Origin of the sequence: Borreliella americana (assembly GCF_021043605.1) — a bacterium.
Lineage (GTDB): Bacteria > Spirochaetota > Spirochaetia > Borreliales > Borreliaceae > Borreliella > Borreliella americana.
The window spans coordinates 1-13,774 of sequence record NZ_JAJNFB010000019.1; the positions used below are offsets into that span (position 1 = coordinate 1).

The 13,774-nt window shown below is 24.6% G+C and carries 10 protein-coding genes and 6 pseudogenes; 7 read left to right on the forward strand and 9 right to left on the reverse strand.

Annotated elements, in window-relative coordinates:
* The first annotated feature begins 52 nt into the window (after positions 1 to 52).
* Positions 53 to 154, forward strand: a complete 102-nt coding sequence (locus LRB30_RS04815) for a DUF226 domain-containing protein (protein ID WP_407928733.1) — start codon at positions 53 to 55, stop codon at positions 152 to 154.
* A pseudogene (locus tag LRB30_RS04820) lies at positions 127 to 284 on the forward strand (nucleotide-binding protein); the annotation flags it as partial. The gene LRB30_RS04815 and the pseudogene LRB30_RS04820, both read left to right, overlap by 28 nt.
* A gap of 295 nt (positions 285 to 579) precedes the next feature.
* On the opposite strand, the gene LRB30_RS04825 reads toward LRB30_RS04820, so the two are convergent.
* Complete coding sequence (locus LRB30_RS04825) at positions 580 to 1,473, reverse strand: virulence associated lipoprotein (RefSeq protein WP_231014338.1); 894 nt, start codon at positions 1,471 to 1,473, stop codon at positions 580 to 582.
* 447 nt (positions 1,474 to 1,920) lie between these two features.
* Positions 1,921 to 2,721: a virulence associated lipoprotein gene (locus LRB30_RS04830; RefSeq protein WP_337924899.1), complete on the reverse strand. Its 801-nt coding sequence runs from the start codon at positions 2,719 to 2,721 to the stop codon at positions 1,921 to 1,923.
* A 192-nt stretch (positions 2,722 to 2,913) separates the two neighbouring features.
* On the opposite strand from LRB30_RS04830, the pseudogene LRB30_RS05980 reads away from it, so the two are divergent.
* Positions 2,914 to 3,069 (forward strand): annotated as a pseudogene (locus LRB30_RS05980) (DUF244 domain-containing protein); the annotation flags it as partial.
* A 245-nt stretch (positions 3,070 to 3,314) separates the two neighbouring features.
* Here LRB30_RS05980 and LRB30_RS04840 read toward each other — a convergent pair.
* Entirely contained in the window at positions 3,315 to 3,581 is a 267-nt protein-coding gene (locus tag LRB30_RS04840; protein ID WP_231019884.1) for a hypothetical protein, read from the reverse strand.
* Between the two features lie 1,087 nt (positions 3,582 to 4,668).
* On the opposite strand from LRB30_RS04840, the gene LRB30_RS04845 reads away from it, so the two are divergent.
* Positions 4,669 to 5,364, forward strand: a complete 696-nt coding sequence (locus tag LRB30_RS04845) for an SIMPL domain-containing protein (protein WP_231014341.1) — start codon at positions 4,669 to 4,671, stop codon at positions 5,362 to 5,364.
* Between the two features lie 473 nt (positions 5,365 to 5,837).
* Positions 5,838 to 6,143, forward strand: coding sequence for an MFS transporter (locus LRB30_RS04850; protein ID WP_231014343.1), 306 nt, complete (start codon positions 5,838 to 5,840; stop codon positions 6,141 to 6,143).
* 307 nt (positions 6,144 to 6,450) lie between these two features.
* Here the strand turns inward: LRB30_RS04850 and LRB30_RS04855 are convergent.
* Positions 6,451 to 6,651, reverse strand: a pseudogene (locus tag LRB30_RS04855) (PilZ domain-containing protein); the annotation flags it as partial.
* Positions 6,652 to 6,936: 285 nt separating this feature from the next.
* Here LRB30_RS04855 and LRB30_RS04860 point away from each other — a divergent pair.
* Positions 6,937 to 7,221, forward strand: a pseudogene (locus tag LRB30_RS04860) (BB0158 famile outer surface lipoprotein); the annotation flags it as partial.
* Positions 7,222 to 7,363: 142 nt separating this feature from the next.
* Here the strand turns inward: LRB30_RS04860 and LRB30_RS04865 are convergent.
* The 5 genes and pseudogenes from LRB30_RS04865 to LRB30_RS04880 form a co-directional block, all read right to left on the reverse strand.
* Positions 7,364 to 7,675 (reverse strand): annotated as a pseudogene (locus tag LRB30_RS04865) (hypothetical protein); the annotation flags it as partial.
* A gap of 1,312 nt (positions 7,676 to 8,987) precedes the next feature.
* Positions 8,988 to 9,932 carry a CRASP family complement regulator-acquiring lipoprotein gene (locus LRB30_RS04870; RefSeq protein WP_231019886.1) on the reverse strand — a complete coding sequence of 315 codons (945 nt, stop codon included), beginning with the start codon at positions 9,930 to 9,932 and terminating at the stop codon, positions 8,988 to 8,990.
* Positions 9,933 to 10,992: 1,060 nt separating this feature from the next.
* Positions 10,993 to 11,327, reverse strand: a pseudogene (locus LRB30_RS04875) (hypothetical protein); the annotation flags it as partial.
* 609 nt (positions 11,328 to 11,936) lie between these two features.
* Positions 11,937 to 12,068, reverse strand: a complete 132-nt coding sequence (locus LRB30_RS05895; RefSeq protein WP_273700319.1) for a hypothetical protein — start codon at positions 12,066 to 12,068, stop codon at positions 11,937 to 11,939.
* Between the two features lie 385 nt (positions 12,069 to 12,453).
* A complete protein-coding gene (locus LRB30_RS04880; protein WP_231019889.1) occupies positions 12,454 to 12,669 on the reverse strand; it encodes a hypothetical protein in 216 nt (71 codons plus the stop codon).
* Between the two features lie 494 nt (positions 12,670 to 13,163).
* Here LRB30_RS04880 and LRB30_RS05955 point away from each other — a divergent pair, with 494 nt between their 5' ends.
* The gene (locus LRB30_RS05955; RefSeq protein WP_407928734.1) at positions 13,164 to 13,241 is read left to right on the forward strand and encodes a helix-turn-helix domain-containing protein; all 78 of its coding nucleotides are present in this window, start codon (positions 13,164 to 13,166) and stop codon (positions 13,239 to 13,241) included.
* The last annotated feature ends 533 nt before the right edge of the window (positions 13,242 to 13,774 follow it).

The following is a 13,774-nucleotide window of genomic DNA, read 5'->3' on the forward strand; positions in this document are numbered from 1 at the left end:
TCTATTAAAAGTAAATGGGATAAATAATCATTACAATAAAGCATTATTTGACATATTTACAAGATTAGAAAAACAAGTATATGAGTTTTATAATAAAAAATATTCAGAGAAAGGACCACCTATAAAATGGATACTAAAAAATCTAAAGCAATAACAATTGCATCGATTAAGGGCAGTGTTGGTAAAAGCGTATTAACAATTATTTTAGCTTTATTTTAAAAGATTTTAATCATAAGGTTTTATTGAATGATTTAGATCCTCAAAATAGTTTGACTAGTTATTTTAATTGTTGCATTATTTATAATAATGATTTTTGCACTTTGGATTCCAATTTTTTCAAATCTTATTTTCAATTCTTAGAATGTTTTTTTAAATTTTAGATTTTAGATTTTTGTTCAAGAATTCTCAATTTATTATTTATAAGACTAAGATTGGTGCTTACTTAAAGGATGTATCTATGGAGTAGGTATTAATCCTATCTCAATTAAAATAAAAGATTAAAAAAAATCTTTAATTTTAAATTTTAAAATAGCAAAGCCTATTTATTATTAGGTATAGGCTTTGCTTAAAGTTAATAACTTAAAATTTATTTATTGAAAGAATGTCATTTTCTAGCTTTTTTGCTTCTTCTTCTTTTTCTTTAATTTGATTGTAGATTTTGGTTATATAAGATTTAAGCTCAGTACTATTTGTTTGTTTGAGATTTTCATTATTTTTATAATCTAATAAAATTTGATTTAACATTTTTGATACGATGGGTTTTATAGATAATAATTTTTCAAACGAATTTTTAATCTTCTCTAAGTCTGAAATGTCTAGTTTGTCTAAAAAATCTTTTTTGGAGTATAAGCTATCAATCACATCGTCAAAAATACTTACAAATCCGGTAATGGTGTTAAAGAGTAGGTTTGTTTTTGTTGACGATATTATTATGTTTGAAAATTCTTTTAATTCACTAGTATCAATAGTATTTAAGATCTCATAAGTTCTTCTTCTATATCTATTAGATCTCTCAGTATTATCGGATACTGCTTCTTTTGGTGGTTCTTCCCAATGCATTTCTTTGAATACCGACATTTCATATTGGTTTTTAGGTTCTTCATCCATTTTTTTTATATATTTTTCTTTATCTGCATGAGCTGTTTTTATTAAATTCCTTAAATCATTAAGTAGTGAGTTTTTTCTTTTTATATTAGAGTTTTCTCTTTTTTGACTAGAGGCCCCTACTACTACTTCTTCTTCTTCTAGACTAGAGATTTCTTCTTTTTCTTTTGGGTTAGCTTCTTGGCTAGAGTTTGCTCCTTGGCTAGAAAAGGTTGCTTTTGTTTTAGGTTTTAGTCCTTTTTTTTTGGTATACTTTAATCCTTTTTTGAAAGGCTGATGTTTCGTATCTTTTTTAGTGGTGTTAAAATCTGGATTGCAAGCATTTAAAAATAGAAAAATAAAGATGCTTACAATTATATTATACTTCATAAATATTCTCCTTACTTAAAATCTAAAATATAATATTAAATATAATGCAATATTAAATACAATACAATATTGAATGTAACACAATATTGTATTGTATTTAATATTGTGTTATTAGAATAATCATAATAATATACTTGAGTTACGATAATTTTTAGCAGTGTTAGAGGCTCTTTTGCTTTTCAGTAGTAATGAATTTAAAAATTTCTAAGTAATAATTTCTTAGAAGAAATGATTTTTTGAATATCGCAAAATAATTATGTGTTTTTTCCTTTATTTAAATTGCAATTTTGAATTGTAAGCTTTTAATATGGCTTTAATAAATATATTGTTAATTTTTATTTATTGTGTTAATTATACTCAAGCAGCCTATCCTTAATAAGGATAGGCTTAATGCTTTAATCAAAGATTACAAAGAATTTTTTATCTATAGACAATTTTAGTAATAACTTAAATGCTACTATATATTGAAGATATGATATTTTTTAGTTTCTGTGCTTTCTCTTTTATTTCTATAATTTGGTTAAAAAGTGTATTTACATGAGATTCAGGTTTAGTGAGATTTGTTTTTATATGATTTGTATCATTTTGATAATCTAATAAAAGGTGCTTAAACATTTTCTCGATGATTGTTTTTGTAGACAATAATTCTTCAAACGAATTTTTAAGCTTCTCCAAATCTGAGATGTTTAATTTGTCTAGGGTATCTTTTTTGGAATATAAGCTAACAATTGTGTCGTCGAAAAAGCTTCCAAAAATGTAAAGGGTGTTTAATAAGTTTGTTTTTTGACTTGACAATTTTACAATTTCTGAGAATGTTTTGAATTCATTGGTATTAATGGCACTTAAGAAGCTATAAATTCGTCTTCGATATTTTTTAGATCTCTCGGAATAATTATTGAATACCTTTTCTTTTGGTGGTTCTTTCCAATTAAGATCTTTAAAAACTAATACTCCATATTGATCTAAAGGTTCTTCTTCTAATTTTTTTATATCTTTTTCTTTGTCCGTATGAGCTGTTTTTATTAAATTTCTTAAATCATTAAGTAGTGTGTTTTTTCTTTTTATATTAGAGTTTTCTCTTTTTTGACTAGAGGCCCCTACTACTACTTCTTCTTCTTCTAGACTAGAGATTTCTTCTTTTTCTTTTGGGTTAGCTTCTTGGCTAGAGTTTGCTCCTTGGCTAGAAAAGGTTGCTTTTGTTTTAGGTTTTAGTCCTTTTTTGGTGTACTTTAATTCTTTTTTGATAATCTAGCTGAGAGCCCAAAATTTAAGTATTGATAAGATTTTAAATAGCTTATACATTTTCAATACTTATATTCTTAATACTAGAACAAAAAACCAGTACCATTCAGTTTGGGCCAAGCTGAAGCTTTAATAACTTATAAGATTGATAGTTTTATACATAAAAGATTTTTGATTTTTTTATACTAATTTTTAACTAAAAATAGTGACTCTAATTATATGAGCATTGTCATTGAAGAGTATAATCGAAGTGGCAATTTTTTGAGTAATAAATATTTTTTTAAATATTATATTCAAGCTCAAATACAACTTTCATGTACTGGGCTTGAATATTGTAACTTATTCTTTTTGATAGGTGATAAATCTATTCTAAGGGAAAATTATTTGATGTTGTTAACTACTGGCTATCAATAGGAAATAATAAATTCCTATAAGCAAAAAAATAGAAACTATTGATAATGCTGTCTACATTACATTTGTAGGAAAATAGTTCATATGAAATTTCATTAGATGAGCTTAAAAAGAATCTAAAATAAATAAATAAAAAGCGCCCTCTGAAGGCGCTTTTCTTATGCCTTTGTTGTGTTTCTCTTATTTTATTACTTCACATCTTTTTCTAATTTTTCAAGTATGCTATCAAGGCTACCATTACTGCCGTCATTAATATAAATTAATGTTTTTTGTATTAGCTTAATAATAAGAGATGCTTGACCTACCTTATCTTTTGTAATCCCATCAATAGTAACATCAGAAAGAATGCCACCAAGGTGACCTTTAGCTTTGCCACATAAAGTCTTTAGAATATCTTTGATTTTCTTTAAGTTTTCAAACTTAGTATCAAATTCCTTTTCAAATTGAAAGCCCAATTTCTTACGCGCATCAATCTTCTCTTTCGCTTCTATAAGACTACTGAGTTTTGTAATCTCATAAATAGCATCTTTAAGAGATTTGTTTAAAGTATGCTAATTTGTAGTAAATACTCTTTCAATGTAATCTTAGGATTACTCAGAGCTAAACAATTTGATCCGCTGTTCAAAGTTTTATAAAATCGATATAGCATAATATAAGTATTTATACTTTATTATATCCATGAAAACCAACGGTTCTTAGGGGGCACTACTTGGTTTGCCGTGTATGATATCTTTGGATGGATTTTTTGCAATGTGTTGCAAGTTTTATTTTATCCCATTGTTTCACCATGTTTAAATAATAAGGAATTGGGAGTGATGATAATAAATGGTCAGTTATAACGAGATGAAAAATTCCATTTTAAACTCTATAGTCTTAATAAGGAAGCAAAACTTAAAAAAACTATAGTATATACAGCTTCTTAAAAATAAGGAATTAGTTGGATAGCGTATTCAGGTTCTTGTTGTAATGCGTTAAGGACTGTACTTACAAAGTTAGTTATTTTATCTTTATCATGCACTTTGGTTTTATATTTTTCACTATCTAAGAATCCAACCGATATTTTTTAGTTTTATATTACTAGTATCTGCCCTGTATTCGTTTGTGATGGTTAACTCTATATACTCTAGGAAATCCCCTCTTGGTGAGAGAAAGAGTGTGTACTCTTATCACTATTTCTGGTTGTTTTAGGACCACAAAAGTAGGGTAATACTTGCTGTAGCCAAGGCAGTCTAAATAAAAATTAAAAGTAGTAGTAAAAATACCATTTTGTGGTACTTATTTTTTTATTTTCATTTTATTCCTCTTTTACTATTATTAACATAATAATATTTCTATGATAGGCATGCTCGATACATATCTGCTATCTTATAAGATAGACTATATAAATATTGAAAATTGAAAAAATAAATTTTTATATTTTAAGTATTAAATTTTAATTTGCCAAATGTTTTCAGATTTATCAATACTAAATAATATGTTAAAATAAATTTAAATCATCAATTCTAGCATGGTATTTATTATTGCTTTTAGGAGACGTAATCTATGTTTAGAAAAAAAGAAATATATTTCTTGTTATTTTCGTTACTTTTTTTAATATCATCAATTATAATGTCTCACGGAATAACAAACATCGGTATTAAAAATGAAAATTATATTACAGTTAAGGGTCTTAGCGAAAAAGAAATTTTATCAACATCTTCTAGTTGGGAGCTCAGATATAGCTTGACCGGCAATACTATTAATGATATTAATAAAGCAAATAATTTAAGCTTATCTAAAATTATAAGCTTTTTCTTAAGACATGGATTTAGTGAAGATCATATAAAAATAGGATTTATGGAATTTAGTGAAGAGAATTATAAAGAGGCTTTATATAAATATAGAGCATATATATCTTTAAATGTTCATACAAAAAGGATTGAGAAAATGGAAGCGGCAGAAAAAAATATTGCTGAGCTTTATAATCAGGGCATATTGATTAGTAGTAGTGGGGGACCAAGATATTATTTTGACAATATTAATGATATAAAACCCGAAATGTTAGCAGATTCGATTAGAAATGCGAAATTGGCAGCTTTAGAATTTGCAAAACATTCAAGTTCAAAATTAGGAAAAATTAAAAATGCAAATCAAGGATATTTTGAATTTCTTCCTATTGATAGAAGCTTGGGTGATCAAGAACATTATCCAAAAAAGATATTAAGAGTCGTTACAACTGTTTCTTATTATTTGGATTGATATTTAATGAACTATTATTTCTAAATGAAATTATAGAAATGGGCTCTAGTTCCATTCTATGGTAGCTTTTTTAGGTTTTAAAAACTGTATCATCAAATATGGCATAATTTACAAATTTTTGATTTCTTTATATGTATCATAAATAAGTCATATTTCTTACCTAATTGATAAGTTTTTGTAATTAAAATCCATTATAAAAAGGGATTAAAACCTAAAACAGAAGCAATTTCTAAACAAGAAGAAGACACTAAGAAAAAAATAAAGAATAAACTACTAGATGATTTAAAAAATTTAATAGACACCGCTAAAGTGGATATAGAAAAAGATATAAAAACATTAGAATAAGAAACTTCTAACCAATATGGAGTATTGATATTCTACGATGTTGGTTGGTCAACATCCTCAGGTGAATTGATGTCCGGAAATTCTGAAAGATCTAATAGATATAGAAGATGGGCTTATGGCTAACTTAAATGCTATTGATAGTAAATAAAGGGTTATCATTAAAAAATATTACTATAGTACAAATTTTTTATATATTAGCAATTATTATTTTTGAATTTCCATTAGGTGTAATATCAGATATTTTTGATAGAAAAATTGTTTACTTAGCATCAATTTTTTTGCTAATGGTTTTTTGTTTTATTATTTTTAAAGCTTCTTCATTCATACTTCTTTGTATTTCATGGTTTATATATGGGATGCCAGCTGCTATTAACATCGGAACAATCAATATTAGTTTTGCTAAACTATACCAAAATAATTCAAAAAGCTTTTAGCTTTTATGTCATTTGTAAAAATGATACTAATTATTAGTTATATTTTAGGTGGACATATTGGAAGTGTGCTATATCATTATTGATATAAGAAAAGTATAGATCATAAGCATAGTAAAGAAGATTTAGCTTTATATCTTGTAAAGTTTAAAAAGAAAATAATAATATTATTAAAATTTATTTAGATATAGTAACTTTATATCTAAAATAAGATTACTCAAGCTTATTTCAAGCTTTTTCCATATTTCTCAGCAAAATCAATTTATAAATAAACTGGACATTGCTAACAAATTTCTACATAAAAATAATTTTAATCTCCAAAATAGTTTAAATAGTTATGGATTATCATAGTATACTCAAGTGGTATACTATCCTCATTAAAAACAATGCCAAGCGCAAAAACCTTTCCATAAGGCGTTTGAATGACGCTTGAACTTCTTACTTTGCCTTTAATAGAAATCTCTTTATCTATAAACTCAATGCTAAAAATCAAATCAACAACCGTATCTTCATTAAGATCTTCATCAAAAAAAAGTAATTACATACAAAAAGCAGCGTGCAACAAGACAAAGCAAATTATTAAAAAGTGAACAACAATATCAAACACCTCTCCCCTAATAACTATTTAAAAAAAATTAAAAAGGCTTAACAGTATACTACTTATAAACCTTTTTAATAAAAACAAAAATTTATTATAAACCTCAATAACAATATATACATTTAAAATACATACAAATCATTTTAGCCCATCAAAAGATATTTTCAAATTTATTTTATAATTTTTTTAAAATAAACTCTTACATGGGCAAAATCCGGCTATTTAAGAGCTTTAAAAGATAAACACAACAATTTAATTAAAGATCTTGAAGGACTTAAGTACTCTTATATTTTTTCACCCATCAGATTCAAAAATTATTCATGGTTCAGCTATACTAAAACCTATAGCATTAACGACAATAATTATAAATTATTAGGACAAGAAATACCTATAGCCAAAATAATATCATTTAAATCAACCAAAGAGTTTGAAGAAAAATACCAAGTCAAGAACCTAAAACTAAGCTCAGAAGAATTAAATTTAGTATATATTCATTATTATTTTTTGATCTTACGCAATAGGGAGGATTGCCAAGTATTACAAACATCAAGGTTGGAGACCCTAAAAGTTTTGGAGAATTATACGAAACTTTACTTGAATATGACCTAAAAATTGCAGATGCTACTAATTTGCTATTAAAATCTAATTTGTATTTATCATTTTCAAAAAGTAGTATAACTGCTTTAGAGTTTACTCCTTCTATTTGTCCACATTTTTGTTGTTCCGCTGAATAATTTAGTTCTTCAAATATAGATTTTAGTAAAGAATCTATATTTACTTCTGTTGAAGTATCATCTATTGAAGAAAGTCTATTTGTTACAAAAATGAAAAAATTTTCTATCTTCTTAATATTTTCTTTTTTTATAAATTCTTTTGATAATTCCTTATACAAAGATATATTGGAATCATTTGCTTTTACAATAGAATTAATTTTCATAATTTATAATTAAGGCTCCATTTATGTTATTTATAAATCTTTTTCAACCCTTCTTAATAATCAAATACGTTATAAGATTAATTTTTTAATTAAAAAACTAATCTTTGGACAAATCAACCAAAGCTTGCTTTAATATCTTATTTTAGATATAGTAACTTTATATCTAAAATAAGATTACTCAAGCTTATTTCAAGCTTTTTCCATATTTCTCAGCAAAATCAATTTATAAATAAACTGGACATTGCCTAAAGAACTTTTAGAATTATTTATTTTAAATGGCTCTATTCAATTTTTTATCAACCTTTTTATTTATGCTGGTAAGCAATTTTGCTGATAAGAATAGCTATTAGTATATTTGGAATTATACATATACTGTTTAGCTTATCAGATATTGTGGAAGCATAGACATCTTTTTTAAAGAAAAATTAAACATTCAAAATATGATATTTATGATGATATTTGTGTTATTTTAGCTATGATATTTTTGTTACTAGTTTAATAAAAATAGTTGCACATATTTACATATTTATTGCTATAATAATGTTTTTGGAAATTTTAATTTCTATTTATTTTAATATAATAATTTAAAATATTTCTTAAGAAAAAATGTGGATTCAAAAGTTTTAGGGACTATAACTTCTATTAATAGCACATTATCTCGTATGTTTTTAGTTTTAACATTAGCTATATGTTCAATTTTAGCTAATTTTATGAGCTCTATAAATGCATTTGTTTTATTAATACTTATTTTTTGTACATTGTTTGTTATTGTGACATTGAGATAAGGATTTTCCTGATACCTTTATTGAGGAAAAATGAAAAAGAGAGAATACTGAATACTATCGATTTACACTAAATCATTTAAAAAAATGGAAAGCAAGGTATACAAATTTTACAATAAAGAATTATCAATTGTTTGCCAGTTATGAGTATCCTTTAAGATTCTTTTAGTTAAGAATTTGAAGCATAAAGGAATAAATTTTTAGTTAATTAATAAAGATGAAAAGCTTATTAAAATATAATAAGACATTAACAAGTGTTTGTTATGCATAAGGGTAGCATTGTAAAACATCTTTATTTTAAAACGTTTCCAATTTATTAAAAATCAAATTAATTTATGTGTTTTTCTTCTATTTAAATTGCAATTTTGCATTGTAAACTTTATAATATATTATTAATAAATATTATTATCTGATTTTTATTTATTGTGTTAATTATAGATGGAAATTTTTTTGTAATCTTTGGTTAAAACGTTAAGCCTACCCTTAATAAAGGATAGGCTGGATATTGTGCAACAATTTTAGTATTTAACCTAAATGTTTTTATATATTGAGGATATGATATTGTTTAGCTCATTTGCTTCATCTTTTGTTGTTCTAATTTGATCGAAAATTGAATCTATACGAGGTGCAAGTTTAAGGGTATCTTTTTTAATAAGATATTTATTATTTTCATCATCTAATAAAAATTGCTTAAACATTTTTGATACGATTATTTTTGTAGATAATAATTTTTTAAACGAATTTTTAAGATTCTCTAAAGTTGAATTGTTTAATTTATTCATAGTATCTTTTTTGGAATACAATTTAACAATTGTATCAATTGTGTTGTCGAAAAGGATTCCAAACTCGTAAAGTTCGTTTAATAGATAGTATTTGTGGCCTGTCAATATTATAATTTCTGCAAATTTCTTGTATTCGTTGGCATCAACAGGATTTAAGAAGCTATAAATCTGCCTCCTAAATTCTTTAGATCGAGGTACATTGTCAGATATTTTTTTATTTTCATCTGGTGGTGTTCCCCAATGCAATAGTTCGAAAGCAGCTAACATTCCATATTGTTCTGAAGTTTCTTCTTTTAATTTTTTTATATCTTTTTCTCTATCTAAGTTAGCTGTTTCTATTAAATTTCTTAAATCATCAAGTGATGTGTTGCTTATTTTTCTATTTGTGTCTTTGTCTTTTTCTTCTTCTTTTTGGTTAGAGACCTCTTTTTTTCTTGAATTAGAGTTTTCTTTTTGGTTAGAGATTATTTTTTTTTCTTCTTCTTTTTGGTTAGAGACCTCTTTTTTTCTTGAATTAGAGTTTTCTTTTTGATTTTGACTTATTTTTATGTTAGTTTTTGATCCATTATTAGTGGACTTTGATTTTTCTTTTTTAATAGACTGGTGTTTAGTATCTTTTTTATTGGTGTTAAAATATGGATTGCAGGCTAAAAGTAAAAAAACTAATATGCTTACAATTATATTATATTTCATAAATATTCTCCTTACTTAAAATTTAAAATACAATATTAAATATAATACAATATTGTATTGTATACAATATTGTATATTGAACGATATTATATTATCTAAATAATCATAATAATATTTTTATTGCCGGAAGTTTTATAATATTTTGAGCTTTTTTAAAAGTCCGTTTTGGTTTATTTTTGATTAGTTTTTGTTAAATTTATTTATTTTAATTTTTTTAATAAAGACTTTTTTTATTTTATTGTAAAAGAGAAAGTTTGCTTTTACAATAAAATAAAATCTCAACTTGTATTGGTTTTAGCTATGTTATTTTTTGGAAAGTTTCCATCCAAAAAATTTTCTTGTTTATTCTTTTTTATTTTTTATACTTAATTTAATATATATGCTCTTTCTTTAGGTTTTGAGTTAAAAGTTATAAGTACACTATCTTAATCTTATAGTTTTTATTCAATCTTTTATATGCTTAATATCACATGAAGTTTGATTTAAAATAATTTCAATATTAAGGTGTTTTAGTAGCTTAAGATAGCATTTTAAATATCAAAAAGAAAAATACCCGCATATTTTATTATTAAATACAAGTAAAATTTTTATTTTTTTAAACTTTCTGCTTATAAATAAAGCATTTTAATAAAAGCATAAAAATTGCTTATTTTTTTATTCTATTCTATATTATAAGCAAGACGTTTGCATGTTTCTGCTATAATTGCAACAGCTTAGCTTAGTAATTTCAATGGCTCATAAATTCTTATGAATTACTTTTAGCATTCTTATGTAGTAACTCACCGGACACTCCATTTCTACTGCTTCTAACATCGGTCAAAAGAAGCTTATTACTTTTCCCATTAACTTCTTAATGCATTCATTAACAATCTCAATATTTTTTTTGGAACTATTAGAAATGTTAAATACTATCGAATCACTTTTTTCTTTTTTAAATTCTTCTATTACTTTATTTACCTTTGCGATTAGAGAGCATGATTCATTCTCAAAATTAATAATGTCATCTTTCTTTGATACTTCTAATATTTTATTTTTTATTATTTAGTAAACTTATGATATCTATATTAGTTCTTAGAGTTGAATTAACTTGGATCCCAATGAAGAATTTTATAGTAAGTGTATCGGCTAAAATTGAATATTTGGCAATGTAAATAGTGAAAGCTAAATTGAAATAAGTATTTGAAACAAAATTTCTATTTATTGGGATTATTGGGATTATTGGGATTATTGGGATTATTGGGATTATTGGGATTATTAGGATGGTAAAAAAATTTATGGGACTGAATTGTATTTCAATCCATTCATTGTAAGATGTTAATATTCCAATAAAGGCATGTATTTATATCTTTCATTATAAATGGTATGATTTGTATAATTATGATAAAATGGCAGCATGTTTCATTTCAATATTATTACATATATTAATATAATAATATTGAAGAAATTATGATAATTCAGTAAATAACAAAAGTACAATGTTTAAAACAAGTATGGCAAATAAATTTTAAATTATTGTCTCTACTCTATATTTGCTTTATAATAAATTGATATTTGGGTGGTAATGAATAACTAAAAAGAAAAGAATGGGGTATTAATGATTAGAAGGAGTAATATGTGTATTGTTCTGCTAACAACAATATTGTTTGTGTCTTGCAAGTTTTTTGGAAATTCTGGTGCAAGTAAAAGAAGGTGGTACTTCTTTGCCTGGTGCTGCTTCTAATTTTAATTTATTTTATTTCTAATATAAAAGAAAATGATCCACTAATTTTTATGAGAATTAATGATTCATAAATTTATTTGAAAAATGCTTTTTATAGGTGATTTTGTTTAGTATTAATATGTTTTGGTTAATTTTTTATCAATATTTTGTCTATTTTCCTTTTTAAATGTGCTAAAGCTTACATCTTTAGTGTATATGTTTCTCTATTTCTTTTCTGCGTTCATTTCCATATTGAAGAAAACTAACAGCATTTTCTATATCTTTAATGCATTCAGTAGAAAGATCTATGATCGACTTGCTAAATCTTGTATGTTGCGTTTGTTAAAAGTACTGCTGAACCAGTATGAATTTTCATTTTCTTTGTTTATTCTTTTATGAATAGAGTTTGCTAGTCTATCTTTATCATTTTCTAGCATATCTTTAGCAGATACCCAAGAATTAATTGATTGATCTATAAAAGAAACGCATTTCTTCTAATTTTACCCATAATATGGCTTTATCAGACGGCATTCTTCTATTTAGAAGAGATGTGCTTAGGTTAGAGAATAATAAATCTGACATTATTTTATGATATTCTTTAATATCAAGAAGTGCATTGTTTAAATTGTTTTCAAAATTAGCTTCCTTAACAATCTGATCATCACTTTTAATTTTTGCAAGAGATGCTTTCTCATAATCTTTTTCTGCAAACCTTTTTAAATTAGATTTAATTTCTTCTTCTGAAGGAATAACCCAAGTTTTATGTTTAGTAAGACCATTTTTTGAGTTATTTTGCTCTATTGAGCCATGATGGATAATAGGTTATTTATTTTCTTCTATTTTTTCTATTTTTACATTAATTTGATCAAGAGAGTCATCGTGAATTGCTAGACTTGGATTTTGTAGAGGCTTTTCCTTCTCTTGTATATTAGAATCATCTGACATGTATTGATGAGAATCTATTTGTAAGATTTGAGAGGAAGTTTTTTTACTTGATGTTGTAATGTTGTTTTTAGATACAAAATTATTTTTACCCAATTCTATCCTGTCTTGATTTTTAGTCTTTCTTACCTTTTTAATAACCCAGAAATTTCTGTAATTTTATTTCTAATAGCCCCCAAATCACAGCCAACCATTAAAATTGAAATTACTAAAATATAGAAAATTTTATTGCTAATACTTCTTTTATAATTTAAGATATATAATACTGTTATATGCAAATATTAAAAAATCCCAAATTTATTTTCAGATAAAAAGAAGTTTTAAAAATTTAAAAAAAGATGCTGTAAACTGTTTATGCCAATAAAAAATAACCTGCATTTTGTTAAATTTGCAATTACTTACTATTTGTTTTACTTTTATGGTAAAATTGATTTGTGAGTTAATAGTCATTAAATGGGAAATTCGTCAGGAATAAATAGATTTATATATTATTTTTATTTATAAATAATAACTTCTTTAGTTGCTTTAAAAAAACAAACCCTTTTCTTTTTTTATTAAACTTATAATAATTTTAAAAAATAAAATGATATATGAATGATAATATAGATTATAAGTATAGAATATATCCTAACACTAATCAAGAAAATACTTTTCAAAAGTATATTTGAATTCACAAGATTTTAATATGAAATTAAATTTATCATTTAATTCACAACAATGTTTAACTATTTTTATAGGTAGTTTATTGTCAAGGTTAGTATTTTATATTAAATGAAGTTTTTCCATTTAAAGAATATGTACCATACATCTTTTTTTGCTATTTCTTCCGATAAATTTGGCAGTTTCTTGTATATCTCATGCTAAACAACAAATGTATTTTTACAAACAATTTTAACTTTTTAAATCAATCTCTCAGTAAATCTTTACAGCCCACCTATAATATTTGTTTATTACTATTTAGCAGGCGGCAATTTTGTTTATTGAAAAAATTTATAAAAATACCTCTAATAGGTAAAAATTCCAGACTATATAATAATTAGTCTGATAGGGGAAGGGGGATCGGAGATTAATAATATAATTTATAAAATTATGTGATTTTGTATAGAAGACTCAAAAAAAGTTAAAGCTTGCTATTTAAATGTTAAAGTTTAATTTTTTGAAAAAATTAGATTTTAAAGGTTGCTCTTTTGATGTTAAAATT